Below are 25,715 nucleotides of genomic sequence, written 5' to 3' on the forward strand. Positions count from 1 at the left end.
CTGAGAGATGGGACCGGGGCTTCCCAACCGGGAAAGGCCCCAGCAATGATGGGTGAACGTGAACATCCCCCCATCCCACCGTGAGGAACCGACTGCATGACTTCCACCGCGCGCCTGTCCGTCCTGCTGGCCGAGCCGATCGCGACCATCGCGCCCGCGCTGCACGGTCACTTCGCCGAACACCTGGGTGAGCTGGTGTATCCGGGCATCTGGGTCGGGCCGCAGAGTCCGGTGCCGAACGTGGACGGGATCCGCACCGATGTCGTCGAGGCGCTGCGGCCGCTCGGCGTTCCGGTGCTGCGCTGGCCGGGCGGCTGCTTCGCCGACGACTACCACTGGCGGGACGGCATCGGCCCGCGCGACCAGCGGCCCGACCGCCTGAACACGCACTGGGACATGGCTCCGGAACCCAACGACTTCGGCACCCATGAGTTCATGGCCTTCGCCCGGGCCCTCGGTGCGACCCCGTACTTCGCCAGCAACCTCGGCTCCGGCAGCGCCGCCGAGATGCGGGACTGGATCGAATACTGCAACCACCCCGCCGGCACCACCTTGTCCAACGAGCGGCGCGACAACGGGGCCGAGGAACCGTTCGGGGTCGAGTGGTGGGGGATCGGCAACGAGAACTGGGGCTGCGGCGGCCAGATGACGCCGGAGCACTATGCCGAGGAGTACGCCCGATACCGAACCTTCGCCTTCGACTTCGGCGAGACGCCGGTCAACGCCGTCGCCTGCGGACCCAACGGTCCGGACTGGGCCTGGACCCAGCGCTTCTTCGACCAGCTCAGCCGCGGCAGCCTGGGCAGTCGGGTCGGGCGGGTGCAGAACTTCGCGGCGCACTACTACTGCGGTACCGCCGGCACCGCGACCGAGTTCACCGACGCACAGTGGCTGGAGCTGTTGACCAAGGCGGTCGGCATCGAGGGCATCATCACCGGTCACCGGGCGATCATGGACACCTTCGACCCCGACCGCCGGATCGGGCTGATCCTGGACGAGTGGGGCACCTGGCACCCGGTCGAGGAGGGCAAGCCGGCGCGGGGGCTCTACCAGCAGAACACGATGCGGGATGCCTGCGTGGCCGGTCTGAGCCTGGACATCTTCCACAACCAGGCGGACAAGCTGGTGATGGCCAACATCGCCCAGCTCATCAACGTGCTGCAGTCGCTGCTGCTGGTGGACGAGACCCGGTGCATCACCACACCCACGTTCCATGTCTTCTCGCTGTACGCCGAGCACCGCGGCGGCCAGGCGGTGCGACTGGTCAACACCTCGGACGTGATCAGCACCGGCGAAGGGGCCGCCGAGGCGGCCAGGCGGTGCTTCACCGACAACCGCAGGGCCGAGCTCAGGGCCGTTTCCGGCTCGGCCTCGGTCAAGCAGGACCAGCTCTGCCTGACGATGGTCAACGCCGACCCGCGCCAGCCGGCCGAGGTCGAGATCGAGCTGCGCGGCGGCGGCCTGAAGGCTGCGTCGCTGACCACCCTGAACGCCGACGACATCCATGATCACAACACCTTCGACGCACCGGACACGGTCCAGCCCGGGGCCTCGATGGAGATCACCGAGACCGGCCCCCTGACCCGGATCACGCTGCCCCCGGCCAGTGTCAGCCGCCTGATCGGCCGGCTCTGACCGTACTCTGACCCTACAAAGCACGGGAAACTGTCACTTGGCTAGGGAGATTGCCCTGGCTTCGTGACAGTTTCCCAAGTCGACTTGGGAAACCGACAGGCCGGCCCGGACCCGACTGGGGAAACTGACAGGCGGCGCGAACCCGACTGGGGAGGCGGCGGACCCCGGCCCCGGTCGGCATACTTGGACCGTGACTGAGACGGGGACCGAACCCAGAGCGACAGTGGCGGTGGAGATGGTCCAGCGCCGGACCGTCCGGACGCTGGTCGGCAGCCAGATGCTGGGCGGGATCGGGGTGGCCAGCGGCATCGCGGTCGCCGCCATCCTGGCCGAGGAGATGCTGGGTTCGGCCGGACTGGCCGGCCTCGCCAGCACCGCTCAGGTCCTCGGCGGAGCGATCCTCGCGGTGCCGATGGCTCGGCTGATGGCCGGCTACGGCCGTCGGGCGGGCCTGCTGGCGGGGTACCTGACCGGCGCCGCCGGGGCCGCGTTGGCCGTGCTCGCCGGCGTCTGGTCCTCCTTCCCGCTGCTGCTGCTCGCGGCCGCTCTGTTCGGCGCCGCCACCGCGTCCAACAACCAGGCCCGCTACGCCGCAACCGATCTGGCCACCCCGCAGCATCGCGGCAGGTCGTTGGCCCTGGTGGTCTGGGCCACGACCGTGGGGGCCGTTCTCGGACCTAACCTGATCGGCGTCGCCGGCGACCTCGCCGGTGTACTCGGGCTGCCGCGGCTGGTCGGCCCGTTCCTGTTCAGCCTGGTCGGCTTCCTGCTGGCCGGCGGCCTGCTCCTGCTGCTGCTGCGCCCGGACCCGCTGGTACTGGCTCGGCAGGTGGCCGCCGATGCCGGCGAGGACACCCGCTCGCATGGGTCGGTGCTGCGCGGCTTCAGGGTGATCGTCCACCGGCCGGCCGCGTTGCTCGGGGTCATCGCCGTCGCCATCGGGCACACCGTGATGGTCGCCGTGATGGTGATGACCCCGCTGCACATGCACGACGGCGGCGCCGAGTTGCAGCTCGTCGGTTTCGTCATCAGTGTGCACATCCTCGGCATGTACGCGTTCTCACCGCTCACCGGTGCACTGGTGGACCGGGTCGGCGCCCGACCGGTCATCCTGGCCGGGGTGCTGCTGTTCGGCGGAGCGACGTTCCTGGCGGGGCGCGCCGCCGAGGGGTGGTCCATGGGGCTGATGCTCGGGCTGTTCCTGCTCGGGGTCGGCTGGTCCTGCACGATGGTCGCCGGCTCCACCCTGCTGTCCGCCGCTGTACCGGTGTCCGAACGACCGGGCGTCCAGGGTGCCGGCGATCTGACCATGGGACTGGCCGCGGCGGTGGGCGGTGCGCTGGCCGGCCTGGTCGTCGGCGGCTGGGGGTACGGCTGGCTCTGTGTCGGCGCCGCCGTGCTGGCCGGCTGCCTGCTCATCACCACGCTGCTGCTGCGCCCGGATCCGGTGCGGGACGCGGAGCGCGTTTGAGCAGCAACCCCATCCGGACCGCCCCCGGGAGGCGGTCGGTGGGCTAGGTTGCTGCTGTGCTGATCGCGGTCGCAAGGGAGAACCAGACAGGTGAGGCCCGGGTGGCATTGGTCCCCGAGCTGGTGCCGAAGTTGATCACGGCTGGTTACGAGGTCGCGGTTCAGCCTGGGGCCGGTCGTGGCGCCATGATCAGCGACGAGGAGTACACGGCCGCCGGTGCGCTGGTGACCGAGGACGCGTTGTCCTCGGCCGGCCTGGTGATCAGTGTGCAGCCACTCGACCCGGACCGGCTGGGTCAGCTGACCGCCGGCGCCGCCACGGTGTCGTTCTTCCCTGCCACCCAGCGGCTGACCGAGGTCGTGATCCGCCGCGAGCTGCAGCTGACCAGTTTCGCGATGGAGTCGGTGCCGCGGATCTCCCGGGCCCAGACGATGGATGCCCTCAGCTCACAGGCGCTGGTGGCCGGCTATCGAGCGGCCATCGTCGCGGCGGGACGGCTCCGGAAGTTCTTCGGTCTCAGCATGACCGCAGCCGGCACCGTGCCACCGGCCCAGGTGGTGGTGCTGGGAGCCGGGGTCGCCGGCCTGCAGGCGATCGCCACCTGCCGCCGGCTCGGCGCCGTGGTGAAGGGCTACGACGTGCGTACCGCGGCCGCCGAGGAGATCCGCTCGATGGGGGGGGTCGCGATCGAGCTCGGGCTGCCACCGCTGGAGGGGGCGGGTGGGTACGCCCGTGAGATGACCGAGGAGCGCGCCCTGCAGCAGCGGGAGCTGCTCACCCCGTACATCGCCGCCGCCGACGCTCTGATCACCACCGCCGCGGTGCCCGGTCGACAGGCGCCACTGCTGGTGACCGCCGCCATGGTCGAGCAGATGCAGCTCGGGTCCGTCGTTGTTGATCTTGCCGCTGACTCGGGAGGCAACGTCGAGGGGTCGGTGCCCGGAGGTGTGGTGCAGATCGGTGGTGCGCAGGTCTGGGGCGGCGCCGGGGTGCCCAGCCAGATGCCTGGTCCGGCCAGTCGGCTGTACGCGCAGAACGTCGTCAACGTGATCATGTTGATGACCGGTGAGCGCGGCTTCGCCCCCGACTTCAGCGACGAGATCGTCGCGTCCATGTGCATCACGCATGCCGGAGAGGTCCGGCACCAGCCGACCCTGACCCTGATCGCCCAGTTGGAGGACGCCAGTCATGAGTGAGCCGCTGGTCTGGTTGACCGTCTTCATCCTGGCGATCTTCGTCGGCAACGAGGTGATCGCCAAGGTGTCCTCGACCTTGCACACGCCGTTGATGAGTGGGGCCAACGCCATCCACGGAGTGATCCTGCTCGGTGCGGTGCTGGTGGCCGGATCGGCCGACACCACCCCGGTGCTGGTGGTGGCCCTGCTCGCGGTGGTGCTGGCCTCGATCAACATGGTCGGCGGCTTCGTGGTGACCGACCGGATGCTGCAGATGTTCAGCGGCCGGCGGCGGATCGCCAAGGTCGACCAACGACCCGGCCTGCCCGGCGGCGACACCCGGGAGCTGCCCCGATGACGACTCCGGTCTGGGCTCAGCTGTCCTACCTGGTGGCTGCGGTCTGCTTCATCGTCGCCCTGAAGGGACTGTCCTCACCCAAAGCTGCCCGGCGTGGCAACCTGATCGGGGCGGCCGGTGCGGTGCTCGCCTGTGTGACGGTCTTCTTCGCTGCCGAGATTGATCATCTGCTGCCGATCCTGGTCGCGGTGGCGGTCGGCACCGTTATCGGCGCCGTCGGCGCGTACCGGGTGCAGATGACCCAGATGCCTCAGCTGGTGGCGCTCTTCAACGGCGTCGGCGGTGGCGCCGCCGCCATCGTGGCCCTGGTCGAGTTGAACAAGATCATCGCGGCCGGATCGCCCGGACCGGTCGAGCTGGCTGCGACCTCCTTCACGATCATGATCGGCACGATCAGCTTCGCCGGTTCGGTGGTGACCTTCCTCAAGCTGCAGGAGCTGATGACCAGCCGCCCGGTGGTCTTCCCCGGCTATCCGCTCGCCTACGGCGCGGCCTTGCTGGCGACGCTGGCCGCGGCGGTGCTGCTGGTGCCGGTCGCCACACTCTGGCTGGGCATCGTGCTCGCCGTGCTGGGTCTCGTGCTCGGCGTGCTGCTGGTGCTGCCGGTGGGCGGCGCTGACGTACCGATCGTCATCTCGCTGCTGAACGCCTTCACCGGGCTCGCGGTGGCCGCCAGCGGCTATGTGCTGCAGAACGTGCTGCTGCTGGTGGCCGGTACGCTGGTCGGCGCAGCCGGCACCCTGCTGACCCGGCTGATGGCCGCGGCGATGGGGCGGTCGTTGTTCAACATCCTGTTCGGGTCGTTGCGTGGCGGCTCCACCCTCGGCGGTGGCGTGGCGAGCGACCGCCCGGTCCGCTCCGCCGGTCCCGCCGATGTGGCGATCCTGCTCGGCTACGCCGAGCGGGTGATCATCGTGCCCGGCTACGGGCTGGCCGTGGCCCAGGCCCAGCACACGCTGAAGCAGCTGGTCGACGTACTGCTGGAGCGGGGCACCAAGGTGGACTACGCCATCCATCCGGTCGCCGGTCGGATGCCGGGACACATGAACGTGCTGCTGGCCGAGGCCCAGGTGCCCTACGAGCAGCTGAAGGAGATGGACGAGATCAACCCGGAGTTCAAGCAGACCGACGTGGTGCTGGTGGTCGGCGCCAACGACGTGGTGAACCCGGCGGCCGAGACCACCCCCAGCGCCCCCATCTACGGGATGCCGATCCTGAAGGCGAACGAGGCCAAGCAGGTGGTCTTCCTGAAGAGGTCGATGCGGCCCGGCTTCGCCGGGATCGAGAACGAGCTCCTGTTCGAACCGACCACCACGCTGCTGTTCGGCGACGCCAAGGACACCCTGGCCAAGCTGCTGGCCGCGGTCAAGGCACTCTGACCAGCGCCGAAAACCAATTGCAGAGATCGGGCATCTCTGCTGTTCTGGGGTTCCGCCCGACCTGAAGGGGTTCCCATGCGTCGAATCTTCAAGTCCCTCGAAGAAGCATCCCTCCACTCAGAGGACCGACGACTTGACGCAGCTGAACCTGGGCATTCTGGCGCATGTAGACGCCGGTAAGACCACCCTGACCGAACGGCTGCTGTACGCGGCCGGAGTCATCGACGCCATCGGCAGCGTCGATCAGGGCACCACGCAGACCGACTCGCTGGCCCTCGAGCGCCAGCGGGGCATCACCATCCGGGCCGCCGTGGTGGCGTTCCGGGTTGACGGTGTCACCGTCAACCTGATCGACACTCCCGGGCACCCCGACTTCATCGCCGAGGTCGACCGGACGTTGGCCGTGCTCGATGGGGCCGTGCTGGTCGTCTCCGCCGTCGAAGGCGTCCAGCCGCAGACCGTCGTCTTAATGCGGGCGCTGCGTCGGCTGCGCGTCCCGACCCTGATCTTCGTCAACAAGATCGACCGCTCGGGCGCCGACCCGGACCGGGTGCTGGTCAGGATCCGCGAGCGCCTGACCTCCGATGCGGTCGTCATGGGAGCCACTCGCGACGAGGGCAGCCGGGCCGCGTCCTTCGTACCGTACGAAGGTGACGAGCCGGGCTTCGTCGACGCACTGGTCGACCGGCTGGTCGAGCACGACGAGGATCTGCTCAGCGCGATCGTCGACGGCCGGGCTGGCGCCGCCTCACCGGCGCACCTGCGGTGCAGGCTGGCGACGCAGACGGCCGCTGCTCGGGTCCAACCGGTGTTCTTCGGCTCAGCGATCACGGGGGCGGGCATCCCTTGCCTGATGGCCGCCCTCACCAGCCTGCTGCCGACGGCCGGCGGCGACCCCGAGGCGCCGGTGGCGGGCTCGGTGTTCAAGGTCGAACGTGGACCGGCCGGTGAGCGGCTCAGCTATGTGCGGATGCGTGCCGGGACTCTCCGCCTGCGCGAACGGCTGCAGCTGGGGTCGGGCCGAGCGGAGACCGTTACCGGGATCAGGGTCTTCGAGCACGGCGGTGCCGTCGACCGGGCCTGCGTCGCGGCCGGCCAGATCGCCCAGCTGTCCGGTCTGCGCGAGGTCCGCGTAGGTGACCGGTTCGGCTCCTCGGTGGACCACCAGGTCGGGTCCGTGTTCGCCCCGCCCGGCCTGGAGACCGCTGTCGTCGCACGTGACCCGTCCCAGAAGGCGCTCCTGCATGCCGCACTCAGCCAGCTCGCGGAGCAGGATCCGCTGATCAACCTGCGACAGGACGATCGGCGCCAGGAACTGTTCGTCTCCCTGTACGGCGAGGTGCAGAAGGAGGTCATCGAGCACACCCTCTCCGTCGAGTTCGGCGTGGCGATCGACTTCCGCGAGACGACCACTCTCTGCATCGAGCGGGTGGTCGGCACCGGACGGGCCGTCGAGCAGCTCGGCGACCCGTCGAACCCGTTCGTCGCGACAGTCGGGCTGCAGATCGAGCCGGGCGAACTCGACAGTGGCCTGCAGTTCCGCCTGGGCGTCGATGTGGGTGCCCTGCCGCTCTACGTCTACAAGAACGTCGAGGCGTTCTGCCAGGCGATGACCGACCATCTGCGTACGACCTTGCAGCAGGGGCTGTCGGGGTGGAGGGTCAACGACTGCCTGGTCACCTTGACCGACTGCGGCTACCAGTCCCCATCCACCACGGCAGCCGACTATCGCCGGCTCACCCCGCTGGTGACGATGGCCGCGCTGGCGCAGGCGGGCACGGTGGTGTGCGAGCCGATCCACCGGTTCCGCATCGATGCGCCGGCGGACACCCTGTCGGCCGTCCTCCGGCTACTGGCGCAGCACCGGGCGGTCCCGCAGGCGCCGTCCCTGGCAGCCGGCTGGTGCGCTGTCACCGGCGACATCCCCGCCGCCGAGGTGCACCGCCTGCAGCAGCAGCTGCACGGACGGACCCATGGCGAGGGCGTGCTCGAGGTCGCCTTCGACCGCTACGAGCCCGGTTTCGGCCCGGCTCCCGTACGCCCGCGGTTCGACCACAACCCGCTCAACCGCAAGGAGTACCTGCTGCACGTCCTCCGCCGCATCTGAGCTCGCCCAGCGCCTCGCGCACCATGGCCCGCGTCATTCGGACGCGGTGGCCGCCACGGAGCCAGGGATCCTGTCACATGACGGGACAAATTCCCCTGGCTGAGTGACGGATTCCCATGCCGACTTGGGAAACTGACACGGCTCCCGACACGGCTCCGGACGCCGCTCAGAGGTAGCGGTACGGGTTGGCGCCGATGGCGGCCAGCAGGTACCAGGAGGTCGCTGCCGTGTGCAGGTTCGGGTAGTAGCCGAAGCCGAAACCGGTGTCGAGGGGACTGGAGGCGGCCACCAGGCCGCCGGGCACGGCCGCGGTGCCGCCGAACTTCTGGCCGGCACCGAGCCGGTCCTGGGCGGAGCGCAGCTGGTGCAGCAACGAGTCGGCGGCAGCCGCGTCGCCGGCTCCCTTCCGCTGCGCCAGCGCCAGGGCCAGGTGCGCCGTGCCCTCGAACCAGACCGCGGCGACGTCGGGTCTGGGGTTGTAGGACTGGCCGCCGATGTTCCTGGTCGGGTCGGTCAGCAACGAGCCGCTGCCGAAACCGATGCCGCTGACCGAGTAGTTGCCGGTCAGCGCCGAGTTGGTCCGCAGCGGGGTGTCGGTGGTGGCGAGGTTGCCGGCGGCCCAGTCCAGCGCCGCTGCGTAGCGCTTGTCGCCGGCGGCCAACCAGGACCAGGTCTGCACGTCCTCCGGCAGCTGGGCGGCGGCCCTGTTGATGGTGACGCCGTCGTCTGAGCCGGTCCAGAAGAACTCCGCCTCCGGGTTCCACATCGCGGTGACGAACGACCAGGCATGAGCCGCCCGGTCCTGCCAGCGCCGGTCGCCGGTGAGGCTCGCCAGTAGCCGGAAAAAGGCGTAGGTGTCGATGTTGTGCTCGGTGGACCGGTGCTCGGCCAGTCCGGCCGTGGTGCCGAACGTGTAGCCGCCCAGGCCGGACTCGGCGTAGGCGTTGTCATAGATCCACTGGCCGATCCAGAGCGCTCCCTGCGCGTAGCGGTTGTCCCGGGTCTTGCGCGCCAGCTGCGCCAGCGCGATGCCGCTCCAGGCCATGTCGCCGACGGCGGTCCCGACCAGGCCGTACTGGGAGCCGGAGACGGCCATCCCGCCAGCGTCGGTGAAGCCATCGGCGTGATACGCCTGCCGCAGCCGGTGGTCGCTGAACTCAGGGTCGTGGGCCTGGGCGTAGAGCAGCGCGTCACCGATCGCCCGCGCCCGCCGGTCGTCACCGAGGGCCAGCAGCGCGATCGCTGTCACGGCGTTGTCGTAGACGAAGGCGATATCGGTCAGCCCGGAGGCGTCCTGATAGCTCTGTGCCAGTCGCGGACCGCTGCCGCGGTAGGCGTCGGTCACCTGCTGCAGAAACCGGGTGGCGTCGCGGACCGAGCTGTCGCGCCCGCGGCGCGGGCGTCCGTCGGCCTGCGCCGGGACGGCACCAAGGGCGGTCAGCGGCAGCGCGACGGCAGCAGCAGCCCCACCACCGAGCAGCGCTCGGCGGCTCACTCCCGATTCCGGGCGGCCGGTGTTCGGCTGAATCATCGTGCCTCCTCGGTTGCGTCGTGGGAGCGCTCCCGTCGAGGGTAGGTGGAGCGCTCCGGGGTGTCAACGGCGGGTTGGCCCGCCCCTGTTCCGCCCTAAGGGCACCGTTGCCGGATCGTGACACTCCCATTGGCGCCCCAATCCAGCCAAATCCGCAAAGAACACTTTGCAAAGGATTCTTTGCAGTTCTACCCTGAGAGGGTGTCAGACTCCGTCGGCCCGCAGGATCGCCTTACCGAGGACGAACAGATCACCATCAGCAGCACCAACCTGCGCGGGCTCACCCACCCGTTGCGGGTCAAGCTGCTCGGGCTGCTCCGTACCGGCGGTCGAGCCACCGCGACCTCGCTGGCCGCCCAGCTGCAGACCACCAGCGGCGCCGTCTCCTATCACCTCCGCCAGCTCGAGAGGTACGGGTTCATCACCGAGGACACCGGCCACGGCAACGGGCGCGAACGCTGGTGGCGGGCCCGGCACCAGCGCTCCGAGTACGACGAGCTCAGCCAGCAGCCCGCCGACGCCGAGATCGCCCGCTGGTTCACCGACCAGATCGCCGCCGAGGCGGCCCGGCGGGTTCTCGCCGCCTCCCGTCAGTGGCGGAGCTGGCCGCCCGAGTGGCGATCGGTGTTCAGCGTCGCGGACTCGCTGCTCGCCCTCACCCCGACCGAGGCGAAGCAGCTGGGTCGCGACCTGCAGGCGGTGGTGGACGGCTACCGACCGCACCGGCCGGATGAGCCGGCACCGGCCGGCACGGCCGTAGTCGCCGTCCAGTTCCAGACCTTCCTGCAGCCGGTCGACCCGTCATGACCGACGACCGGCGCCCGCTCATCGCCCTGCTGGTGGTCAGCGCCATCGCCAACATCGGCACCCGGGTGTCGGCGATCGCGATCCCCTGGTTCGTCCTCACCGGCACCGGCTCGGCCACTGCGACCGGGCTGGTGGCCGCCTTCGAGCTGCTGCCCTATGTCCTGGTCAAGGCGTTGGGCGGCCCGGTGGTGGACCGGATCGGCCAGCGCAAGGTCAGTCTCGGCGCCGACCTGGCCAGCGCCCTGGTGATCGGGGCCGTCCCCGCCCTGCACCTGCTGGGGCTGCTGAGCTTCCCGGTGCTGCTGGCCCTGGTCGCCGTCGGCGGGGGCCTGCGGGGTCCGGGCGACAACGCCAAGCACACCTCGGTGCCGCTGGTGGCCGAGGTCGCCGGGGTGCCCCTGGAGCGGGTCACCGGGCTGTTCGGTGCGATCGAGCGTGGCTCCGGGTTGGTCGCGCCGGGCGTGGCTGCGGCGATGATCGCGCTGGTCGACGCTCCCGGCGCGATTGCGGTCACGGCCGGCTGCTTCGCGCTGTCGGCGATGGTCGTCGCGGTCTTCCTTCCTACGTCCTTCGACCGCTCCGGGCCCGGCACGGAGTGTCCCGAGACCGCCGGCGGCTACCTGGCCCGGCTGCGCGCGGGGTTCTCCTTCCTGCTCGGCGACCGACTGCTGCTGATGTTGGTGCTGATGATCGCGGTGACCAACCTGATCGACGTGGCCAAGACCACCGTGCTGCTGCCGGTCTGGGCGCAGCGGGGCGGCCACGGTGTCGGGTCGATCAGCCTGATGCTCACCTGCATGGCAGGTTTCTCGATGGTCAGCTCCCTGCTGGCCAGCTGGCTCGGACCTCGGCTGCCGCGCCGGCTGACCTACTTCGGCTGCTTCCTCATCGCCGGACCGGCTCCATTCGTGGTGCTGGGGTTGGGATGGCCGGTCTGGTCCATTGCCCTGGTCTACTGTGTGGCCGGGTTCGCCTCCGGGTTCCTCAACCCGCTGCTCGGTGCGATCTTCTACGAGCGGATCCCCCGGCCGCTGCTCGGCCGGGTCTCGGGACTGAGCGACGCGACCGCCTGGGCCGGGATGCCGTTCGGCGGCCTGGTCGGCGCCGGGCTGATCGCGCTGGTCGGGCTGAGCCCGACCTTCCTGCTGCTTGCCGGCGGCTACCTGCTGGCCACCATGATCCCCGGGCTGTTGTCGGCGCACCTGTTCGACCCGCCAGGCCCCGCACCCGCAGCGCCGGCTGATCAGGACGTCAGCGCCAGCACCGCCGGTGGCAGCGCGAGCAGACCCAGAGCCAGCGCATAGACGACGCCGGCGAGCGGGCGGGAGTGGTCCGGCGGCGCGACCAGTCGTTCGACCCGCTCCAGCGTGCCGAACTGGCCGACCCCGAGAGCTGCCCGTGGCACCGGTGCCCCGGCCATCGCCACCAGAGCCCGCGCCAGCGGACCCGGCCCGACCCGTTTCCTCGCCACGTCGTCGGCCAGCATCTCCACCAGCAGTCGGCACTGCTGATGCGGGATCTCGCTGCGCACGGCGATCGGGAAGGCGCGGTGCAGGGCGTCGAAGGTGTCCAGCACCACATCGTGGCGAGCACGCAGATGGGCCTGCTCGTGCGCCAGCACCGCCCTCAGCTCCTCGGCTGTCAGGGTGGCCAGCGTGCCCTCACTCAGCACCACCCGTGACCCGGTGACGCCGGGCAGGCAGTAGGCCAACGGCAGCGTCTCCGCCAGCACCCGCACGCCGGGCAGCGGAGCAGACGGGTCGACCTGACCGAGCAGGTCGACGGCGTGACGATGTCTGCGCCGCCGTAGCGCCGTGCGCCGGGCCACCGCGAGCAGTGACCACAGCAACCGGACCACCACCAGCAGCACGAAGGCCAGCAGGGCGACCTGGACGGCGACCACGCCGACCGGCGGCAGTGTCGCCTCCAGCAGCCCCATCCCGATCAGCAGACCGGCACCGGTCACCGAGAGCAGCGCAGCGAGGCTGCCGGCCTGCCAGAGCACCACCGCCGCGCGCGGCACCCGGTGCAGAAACCTCCACCTCACCACCCACAACGGGCCCGGTCCGACCAGGATCAGGCCGACCAGCGCCAGCGCCACTCCGCTCATCAGCCGGCGAGATGGACCTCGTCGGCCGAGGTCGCGTCGAGCCGGGACAGTGCGGCCCGCAGTGCGGCGGCCTCGTCCGGGCTGACCCGGCCGACGAACTCCACCAGCGCTGCGGTCCGGTCGGCCCTGGAGCCGTCCAGGGCGGTGTGCATGACCTCGGCGACCAGCTGCTCGCGGGACCGGGCCGCGGAGTAGCGGTAGGCCCGGCCGTCGCGGCGCCGGGTGGCCAGCTTCTTCTTCGCCAGCCGGTCCAGCACCGTCATCACCGTGGTGTAGGCCAGATCCCGCTCGGTCGTCAGCCCGGCCTGCACCTCCCGCACCGACTGCGGCTCCGGCCGGCTCCACAGCCGTTCCATCACCGCGCGCTCCAGATCGCCCAACGTGTTCACCGGACCAGTTTACGGGCCGAAGGTCCCGGATCGGCAGGACCTACTACCGTCGCTAGTACGACGCTGCGTAGTAGTAAGGTGTGCGTGTCCGCAGTGTCTTCCGCCGAGAGGTCGATGTGATGAGTGCCGAATCCCTGGCGCGCTGGCAGTTCGCGATCACCACCGTCTACCACTTCTTCTTCGTCCCGATCACCATCGGCCTGTCCGGTCTGGTCGCCGGGCTACAGACAGCCTGGGTCCGCACCGGCTCGGAGCGCTACCTGAGGCTGACCAGGTTCTTCGGCAAGCTCTTCCTGATCAACTTCGCGATGGGCGTCGTCACCGGCATCGTGCAGGAGTTCCAGTTCGGGATGAACTGGAGCGAGTACTCCCGCTTCGTCGGTGACATCTTCGGCGCTCCGCTGGCGCTGGAGGGACTGCTCGCCTTCTTCCTCGAGTCCACCTTCCTGGGTCTGTGGATCTTCGGCTGGGACCGGCTGCCCAGGCGGGTGCACCTGGCCTGCATCTGGATCGTCTCGGTCGGGACGCTGCTGAGCGCCTTCTTCATCCTCGCCGCCAACTCCTGGATGCAGCACCCGGTCGGGTTCACCCTCAACGAGGCCCGCGGCCGGGCCGAGCTCACCGACTTCGTCGCGGTGCTGACCAACCCTGTCGTGCTGGTCACCTTCCCGCACCAGATCTTCGCCTGCTACATGGTCGGCGGCGCGTTCATGGCCGCGATCGCCGGATGGCATCTGCACCGGCTGCGGTCCGCGACGCCCGCTTCGGAGCCCACGGCGGCGTTCCGTACGGCACTCAAGGTCGGTGCCGTCACCCTGCTCGTCTCCGGACTGGGCGTACTGGTCACCGGAGACCTCCAAGGCAAGGTGATGACCACCGTGCAGCCGATGAAGATGGCCGCAGCCGAGGCGCTCTACGAGACCGAGCAGCCGGCCGCGTTCTCGATCATCACCATCGGCAGCCTGGACGGCAGCCGCGAGGTCTGGTCGATCAAGGTGCCCTACCTGCTGTCCTTCCTCGGTACCGGCGACCCGCAGAGCGAGATCAAGGGCATCAACGCGCTACAGCAGTCCTATGAGAAGACGTACGGACCGGGCAGCTACAGCCCGAACATCCCGCTCAGCTACTGGACGTTCCGGATCATGATGGGGCTGGGCTTCGCCGCGATGGCGGCCGGTGCCTTCCTGCTCTGGAAGATCCGGCGAGGTCGACTGCCCAGTGGGCGGCTCTGGTTGCCGTTGGTGCTGGTGCTGCCGTTCCTGCCGCTGCTCGCCAACTCGTTCGGCTGGATCTTCACCGAGACCGGGCGCCAGCCCTGGCTGGTGTTCGGGCTGCTGTCGACGGCGGCCGGGGTCTCCCCCGGCACCACCGTGGCCGAGGTGCTGACGTCCATGATCACCTTCACCGCGCTCTACGGCGTGCTTGCCGTGGTCGAGGTGCGCCTGCTCATCACCTACATCAGACAGGGCCTGCCCGAGGTCGCGGCGGTGGAGACCGAGCCGGCTGACGACGTCCCCCTCAGCTTCGCCTACTGACCCCCAACACCCGGAGAGGACACCCCTGTCATGGAACTGACCACGGTCTGGTTCATCGTCATCGCCTTCCTGTGGATCGGCTATTTCGTCCTCGAGGGCTTCGACTTCGGCGTCGGCATGCTGGTCGGGCTGCTCGGCCGCGACGACCGGGAACGCCGGGTGTTGATCAACACCATCGGTCCGGTCTGGGACGGCAACGAGGTCTGGGTGCTGGTGGCCGGCGGCGCCACCTTCGCCGCCTTCCCCGAGTGGTACGCCACCCTGTTCAGCGGCTTCTACCTCCCGTTGCTGCTGATTCTGGTGGCGTTGATCATCCGCGGGGTGGCCTTCGAGTACCGCGGAAAGCGGCCGGAGGCGCGGTGGAAGGCCCGCTGGGACGCCTGCATCATCATCGGCTCGGCCGTCCCGGCCCTGCTCTGGGGGGTGGCCTTCGGCAACATCCTGCGCGGCGTGCCGATCAACGCCGACGGTGAGTACGTCGGAGGCTTCGTCAACCTGCTCAACCCGTTCGCCCTGCTCGCCGGGGTGGCCACCTGCACCCTGTTCCTCACCCACGGTGCCGTCTTCGTCGCGCTCAAGACCGACGGCGAGATCCGGCATCGGGCCAACCGGTTCGCCGCCCGGATCGGGCTGGCCGCCGCGGCGGTCACCGTCGCGCTGGCCGTCTGGCTCAACCTGACGGAGGGCACGCCGGTGAGCTGGCTGGTCAGCGCTCTCGCAGCCATGTCCCTGGTCGGCGCGCTGGTGGCGAACCGGCTCGGCCGGGAGGGCTGGGCCTTCATCGGCAGCGCGGCCACCATCGCGCTGCTGTTCGTGGCGGCCTTCGTCAGCCTGTTCCCCGACGTCATGCCCAGCTCGCTCGACCCGGCGTGGAACCTGACCACGACGAACGCCGCCTCCACCCCGTACACCCTGAGGATCATGACCTGGGCGGCCGCTGTCGGCACCCCGGTGGTGCTGGTCTATCAGGCCTGGACCTACTGGACGTTCCGGAAGCGGATCAGCGTGGCCGCCATTCCGGTGGAGCCGGCGGTTCCGGCCGAGACCGCCGGTCGGTAGCCCGATGCGACCGGTGGACCCACGGCTGCTCCGCCGCGCCGGCGCGGTCCGGGGCTACCTGGCGGCGGGCGTGCTGATCGGCACTCTGCTCTCCACCCTGGTGGTGCTGCAGGCCTGGTGGCTGGCGACCGCCCTCGGTGAGACCTTCCACCGCCACACCCTCACCGCGGTCCTGGCGGTGCTGCCGCTGCTGGCCGGTGGCTTCATCGCCCGCGCTCTGCTGACCTGGTGGCACGCCCTACTGGCCGCCCGGACCTCGGCTGCGGTGAAGTCTCAACTGCGCACCGAGATCACGGCGGCCCAGCTGAGCCGCCCCGACGACCGGGGCCTGCCCACCGGTGCACTGGTGACGGTGATGACGCAGGGCCTCGATGCGCTGGACGGCTATTTCGCCAAGTATCTCCCGCAGCTGGTGCTGGCAGTCACGGTGCCGCTCGTCGTCGGGATCGCCATCCTCTCCGCCGACCCGCTGTCCGCGGTCATCGTCGGCCTGACCCTGCCGCTGATCCCGGTCTTCATGATCCTGGTGGGCTGGATGACCGAGCAACGCCTCCGCCGTCGTTGGCGCGTCCAGGCACGGCTGGCGCACCACTTCGCCGACCTGATGGCCGGCCTGCCGACCCTGCAGGTGTTCGGCCGGGCCCGAGCGCAGGCCGAGGGCCTACGCCGGATCGGCGAGCAGCACCGACGCGAGACCATGGCGACCCTACGGGTGTCCTTCCTGTCCGCGCTGGTGCTCGAGCTGCTGGCGACGCTGTCGGTGGCGGTGGTGGCGGTCGGCATCGGGCTGCGGGTGGTGGACGGCCAGCTGAGCCTCACTGTCGCCCTGTTCGTCCTCATCCTGGCTCCGGAGGCCTACCTGCCGCTGCGCCAGGTGGGCGCGCACTACCACGACGCGGCCGACGGGGTGGCCGCGGTGGAGCAGGCGTTCGCCCTGATCGAACGGCCGGCGGTCCCCTCCGGGCACGCCGAACCGCCCGACCTGAGCGAGAGCACGGTCGAGCTGGTGGGCCTCGGGGTCGACTTCGACCAGCGCCCGGCGCTGGCGGAGGTGGACCTGGTGATCGGACCCGGGGAGATCGTCGCCCTCGTCGGGCCCAGCGGCGCCGGCAAGTCGACCCTGCTGCGGGTGCTGATGGGCTTCCGACGGGCCGACCGGGGCCGGGTGCTGGTCGGCGGCCGGGAGCTCGGCGACCTCGACCTCCGCGCCTGGCGGCAACGGCTGGCCTGGGTGGCTCAACGACCCGCCCTGCTGCGCGGAAGCATCGCCGACAATGTCGCGCTCGGGGCGGCAGGCGCACCACGGTCCCGGATCGAGGCGGCCCTGGAGCTGGCCGGAGCGGGCGGGCTGGACCCGGACCGGGTGATCGAGGAGGACGGCGTGACCCTGTCCAGCGGCGAGATCCGGCGGGTGGCCTTGGCCAGGGCGCTGCTGAAGATCGACTGCGGCGGTGGCCAACTGCTGCTGCTGGACGAACCGACGGCAGGTCTCGACGCGGCGACCGAGCTGGTGGCGATCGAGGCGCTGCGTTCGCTGGGTGTCGGCGGTCTGGTCGTGACTCACCGCGACGCACTGGCGGCAGCGGCAGACCGGGTGGTGGAGCTCCGCGCACCGGAACGGACGCCGGCATGAAGCGCACTCGGCTGGCGGCCGCCATCGGCCTGTCCGCGCTCGCCAACACCGCCGGGATCGGGCTGATGGGCACCTCAGCCTGGCTGCTGTCCCGCGCCGCCGAGCAGCCACCGGTGCTCTACCTGATGGTGGCGATCGTCACCGTTCGGGCGCTCGGGCTGGGGCGCGGTGTCTTCCGCTACCTGGAGCGGCTGGTCGGCCACCAGGTGGCGCTGGGGTCGCTGACGGAACTCAGAGTCCGGGTCTACCGGCGGCTGACCGGCACCACCCTGCTGGGCCGCGACCGTGGTGACCTGCTGGCGCGGGTCACCGCCGATGTGGATGCGGTGGTGGACCTGGTGGTCCGGGTGCTGGTGCCGGCGGTGTCCGCAGCACTGGTCACGGTCGCTACCACGGTCGTGCTCGGCGCCCTGTCGCCGGCGGCGGGGGTGGTGGTGCTGGTCTCCGCGCTGCTCGCCGGCTGGCTGGTGCCGCTGCTGTCGCAATGGTTGGCCCGGCACGCGGACGCGTCGTTGGCGCCCTGCCGCGGCGAGCTGGCCACCGCCCTGACCGAGGCCACCGGGGCGGCGACGGACCTGCTGGCCTACGGCGCCGATGAGGACATGCTCCGGCGGGTCCAGCAGATCGACGGCCGGCTCCGGCGGGCGGAGGCCAGGACCGCGGCCATCCAGGGGGTGGCCGCCGGATGCCAGCTGCTGGCCGCCGGCGGAGCCGTGCTCGGCTCGCTGCTGGTGGGCGCCCGGGGGGTTGCCGACGGGAGCCTTCGGCCGGTCTACCTGGCCGTCCTGGTTCTGACGCCGATCGCGCTGCATGAGGTGCTCGGCACCCTGATCGGCGTCGCCCACAGCTGGACCCGGACCCGGACGGCGCTCGCCCGGGTCACCGACGTGCTCGCCGCGGAGCCGGTCGGGACCGGCGACCGGGAACTGCCGCCGCGCTCGAGCAAGGGACGGTTGCACGCCGAGCGGCTGTCCGTCGGCTGGCCCGGCAGCCTCGTCCTCCAGCACCGGCTGGACCTCGAGCTCGGTCCCGGCGACCGGGCCTGTCTGGTCGGTCCGAGCGGGTCCGGCAAGACCACCGTGGCAGCGACGCTGCTCGGCCTGATCCCCGCCCGCGGCGGCCGGGTCGAGGTGTCGGGCCGGGTCGGCTACCTCGCCCAGGACGCCTACCTCTTCGACACCTCGGTCGCCGAGAACGTCCGGATCGGCAACCGGGACGCAACCGACGACGAGATCCGGGTCGCGTTGGACCGCGTCGGCCTCGATCTGGAGCTCGATCGGCTGGTGGGCCAGCACGGCGTGGCCGTGTCGGGCGGCGAGGCCCGGCGGGTGGCGCTGGCCCGGCTGCTGGTGGGCGCCTACGACGTGGTCATCCTGGACGAGCCGACCGAGCATCTGGATGCCGACACCGCCGACCGGCTGATGCGCGATGTCTGGGACCTGTTCGTCGACGCCGTCGTGCTGGTGATCACCCACGACCCGGCGGTGATCGCCGCCACCGATGTCGTCGTCAGCACCGGCGCAGGTCTCGGGGTGGCGCCTACTGTGGATTCATGCCCGTCCTGCCCGGCCATCGGCCACCGCTCCTGCTCGAGCTCGACCTGACCACGCTTCCGGTCGCGCCGGACCCGGACGATCCGTTGGCGCGTCTGCGCGCCCGCGCCCGACGCCAGCTCCGGCCCACCCTGCGTGCACTGCACGAGGCCGCCGATGACCGACGGGTGGTGGGCCTGGTCGCCAAGGTCGGCGGGGCCCTGCCGTGGGCGGCCATGCAGGAGCTGCGGCTGGCCGTACGGGCCTTCGCCGCGAGCGGCAAACCGACCGTCGCCTGGGCCGAGAGCTTCGGGGAGGGGTCGCGGGACCTGGCGGCCTACATGCTGGCCTCGGCCTTCGACGAGATCTGGCTGCAGCCCGGCGGCGGTGTCGGGCTGCTCGGCGTCGGTGTCGAGACCACCTTCCTCCGCGGGGCCCTCGACCGGCTCGGCATCGAGCCACAGCTGGAGCAGCGGCACGAGTACAAGAACGCCGCCGACCGGGTGATGCGCACCGGCTTCACCCCTGCCCACCGCGAGTCGCTGGAACGGCTGGCGGAGTCGGTCTTCACCGACGCAGTGGACGCCATCGCCGCCGGCCGCGGCCTGGCTGCGGCGAGGGTACGCGAGCTCGCCGACACGGGCCCGCGGACCGCCGCCGAGGCCCGCGCGGTCGGGCTGGTGGACCGGTTGGGCTATCGCGACACGGTGTATGCCGAGCTCAGGTCACGGCTGCCAGCCCGGACCGAGCTGCTGTTCGCCGACCGCTGGCGACCGCGGCGGCGGCCGGCGATGCCGCCGCGGCACCGGGGGCACGTCGCGCTGGTCGAGGTCCGGGGTTCGATCGTGGCCGGCGTGACGCGACGCGGCGCGACCGGGCGCCAGGTGGGCAGCGACTCCGTCTGCGCGGAGCTGCGGGCCGCCGCCGGTGACGAACGGGTGCGGGCGGTCGTCCTGCACATCGACTCACCGGGCGGGTCGGCGGTGGCCTCCGACACCATCTGGCGGGACGTCTGCCGGGTACGCGAGCTGGGGACACCGGTGGTCGTGTCGATGGGTGAGGCGGCGGCGTCCGGCGGCTACTACATCGCCTGCCCGGCCGATGTGATTGTCGCACTGCCAGCGACCCTGACCGGCTCGATCGGCGTGTTCGGCGGCAAGCTGGTGGTGCACGATCTGCTGGAGCGGGTCGGGCTGACGACCGGCACCGTCGAGCAGGGTGAGCGAGCGCTGATGTTCTCTCCGCGACGTGGCTTCCGCGACGACGAACGGGCCCGGTTGGCGGCGACCATCGACGCGGTCTACGACGACTTCGTGACCAAGGTGGCGGAGGGCCGGCGCCGGACGGTGGCCGAGATCGAGGCGGTGGCCAGGGGTCGGGTGTGGACCGGTCGCGACGCTCTTCGGGTCGGCCTGGTCGACGAGCTCGGCGGCCTCCGCGACGCCGTTCGGATCGCCCGCTCCCTGGCCGGGTTGCCCGAGGAAGCACCCGTGCTGCGCGCCCTGCACGTCCCGATGCTCGCCCGTCTCGGCCGGCCGAAGAACAGCGACGATCCGCGGGCCCGGGTCGGTGCGGCCTGGCCGGACCTGTCAGAGGTCGCCGCCGCTCTCGGCGTGCCCGCCGGCGCCGCCTTGAGGATGCCCGCGATCAGCCTGCGCTGACCCCGGCCGCCACCTCCGCCAGTACGGCCCCGAGCGCGGCCGGATCATGGGCCCGGCGGCCGAGGAAGAGCCCGTCGAGGCAGTCGCCGACCTGCGCGAACAGCCCGGGCCCGGCGGTGCCGCCGTAGATCAGCCGGGCCCGGGGGTGGGCGCCCAGCCGCACCCGCAACCGGTGCGCCACGGTACGGACGTGCTCCACCGGCGCCGGCCGGTCGGCGCCGATCGCCCACACCGGCTCGTAGGCGACCAGGACAGGGGCCTCTGTCGGCAGCGCTGCCAGCATCTCGTCCAGCTGACCGGCGACCTGCTCGGCGGCATCGAGGGCCGGCACCTGGTCGCGCTGTCCGAGCCGGCCCTCACCCACGCAGAGCAGCGGTGTCAGCCCCTGCTGCACCGACGCCACCGCCTTCCGCATGGTCAGCTCCGGCGTCTCCCCGAACAGTGCCCGGCGCTCGGCATGACCGATCTCGGCGAAGCGCACCCCCAGCTCGGCCAGCAGGCTGGCCGGCAGCTCCCCGGTGAAGGCGCCGGCAGGTCGGTCCGAGACGTCCTGCGCGCCGACCGCGAAGCCGTACTCCCGCCCGGCCGCAACGGCGGCCGGCAGCGCGGGGGCGACCGGCAGCACCACCACCTCCAGCCGGTCCGTCCACCGGCGGGAGATCTCCCCTGCCGCGGTCAGCCACTCCAGCGTCTGGGAGTAGCCGAGGTACGTCTTCAGTCCGACGGCGACGACCCCTGCTCTATCAAGCCCCGACCTATCAAGCAAGGTGGCGACCCGCCTCGCTGAGCACCAGCGCCAGCGAGGTGGCTCCCGGGTCCGGGTGGCCCTTGCTTCGTTCGGCCAGCACCCTCGAACGCCCGATCCGCGGCGACAGCGCGGCCGTGGCCTCGGCCTCCTCGACCGCGGCCGCGGCGGCGGCGGACCAGGCGCCGGCCAGGCTGTCGCCGTCGTCGACCCGGCGTTCGAGCTCCTCGACGAACGGGATCAGAGCGTCGAGCAGCGTCTTGTCCCGGCGCTGCGCCTTGCCGAAGGTCTGGACCAGGTCACGAGCCGCAGCGACCGAGGCCACCGCCTGTCGGGCCACCGGTACGGACCCAGGTCCGGTCGCCTCGAGCGACGACTCGTCCAGGGCCAGAGCGGCGGCGTGCAGACCGTTGCCCCAGAGGGCCCCCGAGGTGCCGCCGGCCTTGTCGGCCCAGGCGTCGCCGGCAGCGGCCAGCGCGCCGGTCAGCCCGGCGCCGGACTCGACCGCCTGCCGGGCGGCGGCCAGGGCGGCGTCGCATCCCGTGGTCATTCCGCGACCATGGTCACCATCGCCGGCGATCGCGTCGAGCGCGCCCAGGTCGGACTCCGACTCGTGCAGCCGGGCGGCAACCGATTCCAGGCAGCCCACCAGCCGACCGGCCAGCGCCCGGCTGGTGGGACCGGCAGAGTCCCGGCGTGCCTGTTCGGGCCCGGTCTCGGCCCGCGGCGTCCGCGGCCGCGTCGCGATCCCGCCGCCGCGGCGCAGAGCCGGGGTGTCGGCCGGGGCGGTCCAATGGTCCTCGAGCTGGGCATCCAGCCAGGTCAGCGTCAGCGAGACGCCGGCCATGTCCAGGCTGGTGATCAGCTCGCCCACCTCGGGCTGCACGATCTCCAGCCCGGCCCGTTGGAGCAGTCGTCGGACGTCGTTCCAGAGCAGGAACAGCTCCTCGTACTTGGTGGCGCCGAGCCCGTTGAGCAGCACGGCCACCCGGTTCTGAGCCGAGGCCGGTCGTTCGGCGAGCAGCCGGTCGACCAGCCGCGCGGCCAGGTCGGCCGCCGGCTCGACCGGCTCCTCGGCGACCCCGGGCTCGCCGTGCACGCCGAGGCCGACGCCCATCTGTCCCGCCGGGACGGTGAACAGTGGCCGGCGCTCGCCCGGCAGGGTGCAGCCCGCGAACGCGACGCCGAAGGAGAACGTTGCGGCATTGGCGCGCTCGGCCAGCTCGGCCACCTCGGCCAGGTCCAGTCCGGCCTCGGCCGCTGCGCCGGCGATCTTGAACACCACCAGGTCGCCGGCGACCCCGCGGCGCCTGGACCGTTCGTCCAGGGACGCGCTGGAGACGTCGTCGGTGACGGCGATGCTGACGGCGGGAATGCCCTCGGCCCGCAATCGTTCCTCGGCCAGCGAGAAGTTCAGCACGTCGCCGGCGTAGTTGCCATAGCTCAGCAGCACCCCGGCGCCGTCGTGCACCGCCCGGGCCACCGACAGGATCTGCTGGGTCGAGGGTGAGGAGAATATGTTCCCGACCACGGCCGCGTCGGCCAGACCGGGTCCGACCCAACCGGCGAACGCCGGGTAGTGACCGCTGCCACCGCCGACGACCACCGCCACCTTGCCCGGCCGGGTCGAACCTGAGCGGATCACGCCGCCGTACGTCCTGGTCAGGTAGCGCGCATAGACGTCGACCAGGCCATCGACCGCCTGATCGGCGAAGTCGACCGGGTCGTTCAGCACCCGGGTCACTGCCCGGCCTCGCTCTCCTCCACCGGCGCAGCCGGCCAGATGCCGGACGGGCCGAGCTCCAGCAGCAGCTGCGACAGCCGGCTGTAGGCCAGTGCGCGGTAGTCCACCACCCGCTGCACCTCCTCGGCCGAGTGCTCACCGGTGAACCCGGCTCCGGTCTTGAAGCCGTGGTGGCCGGCCTGCACCTGCTCGGTCAGCATCGCTGGAGTGGCGAACCGCTCACCGAACGCCTCCTCGAAGGTGCGGAAGCAGTTGCGGTAGACGTCCAGGCCGGCCATGTCGGCGATCGCGAACGGCCCGAAGAAGGCCAGTCGGAAGCCGAAGGTGGTGCTGACGATGGTGTCCACGTCCTGCGGGGTGGCGATGCCTTCCTCGACAATGGCGGTGGCCTCCTTCAGCAGCGCGTACTGCAGCCGGTTGAGCACGAACCCCGGGGTGTCCGCCACCTCGGCGCCCGAGTGCTGCGCCCGGGCCAGCAGCGCCTTGACCGGCGGGACCAGGGCGGGGTCGGTGTGCTCCCCGGAGACGATCTCCACTCCCGGGATGAACGGGGCCGGGTTGGACCAGTGCACGATCAGGAACCGCTCCGGCCGCTCGACCGCCTCCTGCAGTACGTGCACCGGGATGGTTGAGGTGTTGCTGCCGATGATCGCGTCAGGTCGGGCAGCGGCGGAGATCTGCCGCAGCACGGCGTGTTTGACCGCAACGTCCTCGAACACCACCTCCTCGACGAGGTCGGCGTGCTGCACCGCGGCCTCGATCGTATCCGCGGTGCTCAGGTGCGCCTGCAGCCGCTCCAGCGACCCGGCCGGGAACAGGCCCTGCCGCTCCAGCGACGTGGTCTCAGCCAGCAGTCGCTCGTACGCTGCGGCGGTGAGGGCCGGGTCCTTGTCGGCGATGACAACGTCCACGCCGTTGCTGGCCAGCGACTGGGCGATCCCGCCGCCCATGTATCCGGCGCCGATCACGGCGACGGTCTCGATCGTGCGGGTCATGATCTTCCTTCGTTGATGATCTTCGGGGTGGGTGCTCTGCGACGACGGGCGTCAGTCACGGGGCGGCAGGATCCGTTGCAGATACCGCCTGTTGGTGGCGCTGACGCTGAGGCCGTCACCGCCGTAGTGCTCGCACAGGAAGGTGCCGTCGAAACCCGCGGCGATGGCCTGGCGTACCGCCATCCGGTAGTTGATCACGCCGTACTCCATCGGCGCCGGCGCGGTCATGATGGCGCCGGTGCTGGCGTCCTCGGTCCGGAAGTAGTTCTTCACATGCCAGTAGCGGGCGAACGGCACCGTCTTCTCGATCATGCGCTGCCAGTGCTCGACCGGCCGGTGCAGGCGTTGCAGGTTGCCGATGTCAGGGTTGAGCCAGACGTTCTCGGCGTCGATGTCGTGCAGGAACCGCACCGCCGAGTCGGCCGTGCCGAGATAGGTGTCCTCGTACATCTCCAACGAGATGTGCACACCGACCTCGCGGGCGTGCCGGGCCAGCTCGGCGAGCCGGCTGACCGCCAGGTTCCAGGTGTCGGCGTCCTCGGGATCGACGTGGCCGGGTGCGGTCCAGAACCACAGCGCCTTCTTCTGCTCCGGTGTCAGCTCCTGGAACAGCCCGAACGAGACGTCGGCCACGCCGAGCCGGGCGGCGGTGTCGATCACCCGGTGGGAGTAGGCCAGGTAGTCGGCGCCGTGGTTGGCGTCGATGATGCTGCGGCGGGCGGTCGAGATGCCGCCCAGCCTGAGGCCCACCTCGGCCAGCAGCTGCTCGAACTCGGTCAGCCGGTCAGCTGTGAGGTCGGCCACCCGCAGCCAGGAGTCGGTCGGGTCCAGGTAGTCGAAGCCGGCGTCGGCGACCTGCTCCAGGGTGTCTCGCCAGTCCCCGACCGGTTGGTCCTGGACCAGGGTGCCGTCCGGGAGCACGCCCGGGAAGTTGATCATGGCGGCCGCGATCGGCCAGTCCCGGCCGGTGGTCGCGGGTGCGGACTCGGTCACAGTGTCTCTGCTCTCTGTTCGGTGAAGCTGGGGTGGTCCTCGGCTGGCTGGGTGGCTAGTGCATGTAGAGACCACCATCGACGTTGAGGGTCTGCCCGGTGATGTAGCCGGCATCCTCGCCGATCAGGAAGCTGATCGCCGACGCCACGTCGTGAGTGCTGCCGACGCGGTTGACCACCAGGTCCTGCACCAGCTCGGCCTTGCGCTGGTCGGTCAGCGTGCCGCCCATGATGTCGGTGTCGATCGGGCCGGGAGCGATCGCGTTCACGGTGATGTCGTACGGCCCCAGCTCGCGGGCCAGCGACCGGGTGAGACCGAGCACACCGGCCTTGGCGACCGAGTAGGGCGTCTTGCTGAACGTCCCACCGCCGCGCTGGGCCGACACCGACGACAAGGTGACGATGCGGCCGATCCCGTTCCGCACCATCGACTCGGCGACCCGCCGGCAGGCATAGTGCACCCCGTTCAGGTTCACGTCCAGCACCCGATGCCACTCCTCGGAGGTGAGCTCGAGATAGCCGATCGGTGAGCTGACGCCGGCGATGTTCGCCAGCGCCACGATCTGCGGCAGGCCGGCCTCGATCTGGTCGATGGCCGACCGGAGCTGTCCCTCGTCGGCGACGTCGGCTGCGACGCCGAGGGCCTGCACTCCGTACCGGCTGGTCAACTCCTCCGCCAGCGAGGTGCACGCGCCCTGGTCCAGGTCGATGATGCCGATGTGCCAGCCCTGGGAGGCGAGCAGCTCGGCGGTGGCCCGGCCGATCCCCCGCGGCGACGCGGCTCCGGTGACGATGACGGTCTTGGCCTGCGGAAAGGTCATAGGTGCTCCTGGTGGTCGGGGCTGATGTGGTCGGGC

General features: G+C 70.9%; 21 protein-coding genes. 13 read left to right on the forward strand and 8 right to left on the reverse strand.

The window, feature by feature from the left end; translation table 11 throughout:
- Nucleotides 1-96 precede the first annotated feature (96 nt).
- The 6 genes from JOE57_RS08595 to JOE57_RS08620 all read left to right on the forward strand — a co-directional run bounded on the left by JOE57_RS08595 (nt 97) and on the right by JOE57_RS08620 (nt 8,125).
- Entirely contained in the window at nt 97-1,635 is a 1,539-nt protein-coding gene (locus JOE57_RS08595) for an alpha-N-arabinofuranosidase (protein ID WP_204917300.1), read from the forward strand.
- A gap of 190 nt (nt 1,636-1,825) precedes the next feature.
- Nucleotides 1,826-3,106 carry an MFS transporter gene (locus JOE57_RS08600; RefSeq protein ID WP_338041224.1) on the forward strand — a complete coding sequence of 427 codons (1,281 nt, stop codon included), beginning with the start codon at nt 1,826-1,828 and terminating at the stop codon, nt 3,104-3,106.
- Between the two features lie 56 nt (nt 3,107-3,162).
- Nucleotides 3,163-4,302 (forward strand): Rossmann-fold NAD(P)-binding domain-containing protein, encoded by a 1,140-nt coding sequence (locus JOE57_RS08605; RefSeq protein WP_204917301.1) that lies wholly within the window; start codon nt 3,163-3,165, stop codon nt 4,300-4,302.
- Nucleotides 4,295-4,639: an NAD(P) transhydrogenase subunit alpha part 2 gene (locus tag JOE57_RS08610; RefSeq protein ID WP_204917302.1), complete on the forward strand. Its 345-nt coding sequence runs from the start codon at nt 4,295-4,297 to the stop codon at nt 4,637-4,639. The genes JOE57_RS08605 and JOE57_RS08610 overlap by 8 nt, the downstream gene beginning before the upstream one ends.
- The gene (locus tag JOE57_RS08615; protein WP_204917303.1) at nt 4,636-6,018 is read left to right on the forward strand and encodes an NAD(P)(+) transhydrogenase (Re/Si-specific) subunit beta; all 1,383 of its coding nucleotides are present in this window, start codon (nt 4,636-4,638) and stop codon (nt 6,016-6,018) included. Before JOE57_RS08610 ends, JOE57_RS08615 begins: the two co-directional genes overlap by 4 nt.
- Nucleotides 6,019-6,151: 133 nt before the next feature.
- Nucleotides 6,152-8,125: an elongation factor G gene (locus tag JOE57_RS08620; RefSeq protein ID WP_239578894.1), complete on the forward strand. Its 1,974-nt coding sequence runs from the start codon at nt 6,152-6,154 to the stop codon at nt 8,123-8,125.
- A gap of 166 nt (nt 8,126-8,291) precedes the next feature.
- Here the strand turns inward: JOE57_RS08620 and JOE57_RS08625 are convergent, their stop codons facing one another.
- A complete protein-coding gene (locus JOE57_RS08625) occupies nt 8,292-9,656 on the reverse strand; it encodes a hypothetical protein (protein ID WP_204917304.1) in 1,365 nt (454 codons plus the stop codon).
- Nucleotides 9,657-9,857: 201 nt separating this feature from the next.
- On the opposite strand from JOE57_RS08625, the gene JOE57_RS08630 reads away from it, so the two are divergent.
- The gene (locus JOE57_RS08630; RefSeq protein ID WP_204917305.1) at nt 9,858-10,463 is read left to right on the forward strand and encodes a helix-turn-helix domain-containing protein; all 606 of its coding nucleotides are present in this window, start codon (nt 9,858-9,860) and stop codon (nt 10,461-10,463) included.
- Complete coding sequence (locus JOE57_RS08635) at nt 10,460-11,767, forward strand: MFS transporter (protein ID WP_204917306.1); 1,308 nt, start codon at nt 10,460-10,462, stop codon at nt 11,765-11,767. Before JOE57_RS08630 ends, JOE57_RS08635 begins: the two co-directional genes overlap by 4 nt.
- On the opposite strand, the gene JOE57_RS08640 is transcribed toward JOE57_RS08635, so the two are convergent.
- Both JOE57_RS08640 and JOE57_RS08645 read right to left on the reverse strand, forming a co-directional pair.
- Nucleotides 11,707-12,573 carry a M56 family metallopeptidase gene (locus JOE57_RS08640; RefSeq protein WP_204917307.1) on the reverse strand — a complete coding sequence of 289 codons (867 nt, stop codon included), beginning with the start codon at nt 12,571-12,573 and terminating at the stop codon, nt 11,707-11,709. The two genes, JOE57_RS08635 and JOE57_RS08640, sit on opposite strands and share 61 nt — an antisense overlap.
- Nucleotides 12,573-12,962, reverse strand: a complete 390-nt coding sequence (locus tag JOE57_RS08645; protein WP_204917308.1) for a BlaI/MecI/CopY family transcriptional regulator — start codon at nt 12,960-12,962, stop codon at nt 12,573-12,575. Before JOE57_RS08645 ends, JOE57_RS08640 begins: the two co-directional genes overlap by 1 nt.
- 119 nt (nt 12,963-13,081) lie before the next feature.
- Between JOE57_RS08645 and JOE57_RS08650 the strand changes: the two genes are divergently transcribed.
- The 5 genes from JOE57_RS08650 to sppA are packed head-to-tail and all read left to right on the forward strand — an operon-like array spanning nt 13,082 to nt 20,382.
- Nucleotides 13,082-14,497, forward strand: a complete 1,416-nt coding sequence (locus tag JOE57_RS08650) for a cytochrome ubiquinol oxidase subunit I (RefSeq protein ID WP_204917309.1) — start codon at nt 13,082-13,084, stop codon at nt 14,495-14,497.
- A gap of 30 nt (nt 14,498-14,527) precedes the next feature.
- Nucleotides 14,528-15,556 carry a cytochrome d ubiquinol oxidase subunit II gene (cydB, locus tag JOE57_RS08655; RefSeq protein ID WP_204917310.1) on the forward strand — a complete coding sequence of 343 codons (1,029 nt, stop codon included), beginning with the start codon at nt 14,528-14,530 and terminating at the stop codon, nt 15,554-15,556.
- Between the two features lie 4 nt (nt 15,557-15,560).
- Complete coding sequence (gene cydD / locus JOE57_RS08660) at nt 15,561-17,189, forward strand: thiol reductant ABC exporter subunit CydD (RefSeq protein ID WP_204917311.1); 1,629 nt, start codon at nt 15,561-15,563, stop codon at nt 17,187-17,189.
- Entirely contained in the window at nt 17,186-18,793 is a 1,608-nt protein-coding gene (gene cydC / locus JOE57_RS08665; protein ID WP_204917312.1) for a thiol reductant ABC exporter subunit CydC, read from the forward strand. Before cydD ends, cydC begins: the two co-directional genes overlap by 4 nt.
- Nucleotides 18,742-20,382 (forward strand): signal peptide peptidase SppA, encoded by a 1,641-nt coding sequence (gene sppA / locus JOE57_RS08670; protein ID WP_204917313.1) that lies wholly within the window; start codon nt 18,742-18,744, stop codon nt 20,380-20,382. The genes cydC and sppA overlap by 52 nt, the downstream gene beginning before the upstream one ends.
- Here sppA and JOE57_RS08675 read toward each other — a convergent pair.
- From JOE57_RS08675 to JOE57_RS08695, 5 genes are read right to left on the reverse strand one after another with little or no spacing between them, the layout of a single operon-like run.
- Nucleotides 20,369-21,148, reverse strand: coding sequence for a triose-phosphate isomerase (locus JOE57_RS08675; protein ID WP_204917314.1), 780 nt, complete (start codon nt 21,146-21,148; stop codon nt 20,369-20,371). The genes sppA and JOE57_RS08675 overlap by 14 nt on opposite strands.
- Nucleotides 21,141-22,871, reverse strand: coding sequence for a dihydroxyacetone kinase family protein (locus JOE57_RS08680; RefSeq protein ID WP_204917315.1), 1,731 nt, complete (start codon nt 22,869-22,871; stop codon nt 21,141-21,143). The genes JOE57_RS08675 and JOE57_RS08680 overlap by 8 nt, the downstream gene beginning before the upstream one ends.
- Nucleotides 22,868-23,866: a 3-hydroxyacyl-CoA dehydrogenase family protein gene (locus JOE57_RS08685; RefSeq protein WP_204917316.1), complete on the reverse strand. Its 999-nt coding sequence runs from the start codon at nt 23,864-23,866 to the stop codon at nt 22,868-22,870. The genes JOE57_RS08680 and JOE57_RS08685 overlap by 4 nt, the downstream gene beginning before the upstream one ends.
- Before the next feature lie 51 nt (nt 23,867-23,917).
- Nucleotides 23,918-24,859 carry a TIM barrel protein gene (locus JOE57_RS08690; protein WP_204917317.1) on the reverse strand — a complete coding sequence of 314 codons (942 nt, stop codon included), beginning with the start codon at nt 24,857-24,859 and terminating at the stop codon, nt 23,918-23,920.
- Between the two features lie 55 nt (nt 24,860-24,914).
- Nucleotides 24,915-25,679: an SDR family NAD(P)-dependent oxidoreductase gene (locus JOE57_RS08695; protein ID WP_204917318.1), complete on the reverse strand. Its 765-nt coding sequence runs from the start codon at nt 25,677-25,679 to the stop codon at nt 24,915-24,917.
- Nucleotides 25,680-25,715: the final 36 nt, after the last annotated feature.

The sequence above is a fragment of the Microlunatus panaciterrae genome (assembly GCF_016907535.1).
Lineage (GTDB): Bacteria > Actinomycetota > Actinomycetes > Propionibacteriales > Propionibacteriaceae > Microlunatus > Microlunatus panaciterrae.

Excerpts from the sequence above, each read along its gene's own strand:
- JOE57_RS08625 (WP_204917304.1), bottom strand. The coding sequence starts at position 9,656 with ATGATTCAGCCGAACACCGGCCGCCCGGAATCGGGAGTGAGCCGCCGA.
- JOE57_RS08595 (WP_204917300.1), top strand. The coding sequence starts at position 97 with ATGACTTCCACCGCGCGCCTGTCCGTCCTGCTGGCCGAGCCGATCGCG.
- cydD (WP_204917311.1), top strand. The coding sequence starts at position 15,561 with ATGCGACCGGTGGACCCACGGCTGCTCCGCCGCGCCGGCGCGGTCCGG.
- sppA (WP_204917313.1), top strand. The coding sequence starts at position 18,742 with ATGCCCGTCCTGCCCGGCCATCGGCCACCGCTCCTGCTCGAGCTCGAC.
- JOE57_RS08650 (WP_204917309.1), top strand. The coding sequence starts at position 13,082 with ATGAGTGCCGAATCCCTGGCGCGCTGGCAGTTCGCGATCACCACCGTC.
- JOE57_RS08695 (WP_204917318.1), bottom strand. The coding sequence starts at position 25,679 with ATGACCTTTCCGCAGGCCAAGACCGTCATCGTCACCGGAGCCGCGTCG.
- JOE57_RS08610 (WP_204917302.1), top strand. The coding sequence starts at position 4,295 with ATGAGTGAGCCGCTGGTCTGGTTGACCGTCTTCATCCTGGCGATCTTC.
- JOE57_RS08615 (WP_204917303.1), top strand. The coding sequence starts at position 4,636 with ATGACGACTCCGGTCTGGGCTCAGCTGTCCTACCTGGTGGCTGCGGTC.
- cydB (WP_204917310.1), top strand. The coding sequence starts at position 14,528 with ATGGAACTGACCACGGTCTGGTTCATCGTCATCGCCTTCCTGTGGATC.
- cydC (WP_204917312.1), top strand. The coding sequence starts at position 17,186 with ATGAAGCGCACTCGGCTGGCGGCCGCCATCGGCCTGTCCGCGCTCGCC.
- JOE57_RS08635 (WP_204917306.1), top strand. The coding sequence starts at position 10,460 with ATGACCGACGACCGGCGCCCGCTCATCGCCCTGCTGGTGGTCAGCGCC.
- JOE57_RS08640 (WP_204917307.1), bottom strand. The coding sequence starts at position 12,573 with ATGAGCGGAGTGGCGCTGGCGCTGGTCGGCCTGATCCTGGTCGGACCG.
- JOE57_RS08685 (WP_204917316.1), bottom strand. The coding sequence starts at position 23,866 with ATGACCCGCACGATCGAGACCGTCGCCGTGATCGGCGCCGGATACATG.